2 protein-coding genes are annotated in these 1,257 nt (G+C 46.9%); both read left to right on the top strand.

The genetic code is table 11. From position 1 onward, the window contains the following. Positions 1-50: 50 nt before the first annotated feature. Positions 51-350, top strand: coding sequence for a transposase (locus tag ACFPMF_RS28005; RefSeq protein WP_379851482.1), 300 nt, complete (start codon positions 51-53; stop codon positions 348-350). A 2-nt stretch (positions 351-352) separates the two neighbouring features. Beyond that, entirely contained in the window at positions 353-1,243 is an 891-nt protein-coding gene (locus ACFPMF_RS28000) for an IS3 family transposase (protein ID WP_379851480.1), read from the top strand. Positions 1,244-1,257: the final 14 nt, after the last annotated feature.

Below are 1,257 nucleotides of genomic sequence, written 5' to 3'. Positions count from 1 at the left end.
TGAGATGGTCCAATAAATCGGCACAGTGAACTTGCTTAACTTGCAAGAACATGCAGCCTAAAAACACCCCCCTTAAAAGGCGTAAATACGACGCGACTTTTAAAGCAGACGTGCTGAAGATGATTGCCAACGGCCAGAGCGTACCATATGTGGCTCAGGCACTGGGCATCAGTGAAGCGCTCATCTATAAATGGAAACAGCGAAGCAAAGGGGAAGAAAAACACCATTTTTCGAGCCAAACTTCGGACATACTGATTGAGAACCAGCGATTGCTACAACGTGTCAATCAACTAGAAACCGAGCGCGAAATCTTAAAAAAAGCCTTAGCCATTATCAGCCGACAGACCTGAGATTGCGATACCAACTGGTCCAAGAGTTGGCTGCTGAGTTTACGGTGGAAATCTTGTGCTTGGTGCTAGAAGTAAGTCGGACGGCCTACTATCGATACGTGCGGGGCGATAGTTACCAATTAACCCCTGAAAAAACGGAGTACCAGCAGTTAGTCGAACAGATTTTCAACAAACATAAACGGCGGTATGGCAGTCGACGCATTAAAGCGGAGTTGCAGGAAAAAGGGCATCTTTTGGGACGTCATCAAGTTCGAACGTTGATGAAAAAGGCTGGTTTGCAGGCTATTCAACCTAAATCGTTTGTGCCTCGAACGACAGATAGCAAGCATGGTAGAGGTTATTGGCCGAACTTATTATTAGGCCAGCCGTTGCCTAAGGCTCCCAATTTGGTTTGGGTCAGCGACATTACCTATCTGCCGTTAATTAACGGTGATTGGGCATACCTAGCTACTTGGATGGACGTATTCTCTCGTAAAGTAGTGGGCTGGCAAGTAGGTAATACGATGGAAGATGAACTGGTTATACTTCCGCTACGTCGTGCGTTGCAGTTGCGGCAACCTGCCGTAGGTCTGATTATACACTCAGATCGGGGCGGCCAATACGTATCGAGTGAATTAAAAGAGGTAATTCGATTGTGGCACATCAGGCCCAGCATGAGCCGGGCTGACGATCCCTACGACAATGCGTTTGCGGAGTCGTTGTGGAGCCGCCTGAAGGCGGAATTACTAGAAGGCGGAGCGTTTCTGAGTGTTGATGATGCTCATACAGAGATCTTCGACTATATTGAAGTCTATTATAATCGGGAGAGAAAGCATTCATCGCTGGGCTACCAAAGCCCTGAACAATTTGAACAGAAGTATTACAAAAATCTGACAAATTCACTGTGCCGCTAAATCGGACCACCTCA

Source organism: Larkinella bovis, from assembly GCF_042655385.1.
GTDB classification, from domain to species: Bacteria; Bacteroidota; Bacteroidia; order Cytophagales; family Spirosomataceae; genus Larkinella; species Larkinella bovis.
This window is presented reverse-complemented; position numbering and strand designations above follow the sequence as displayed.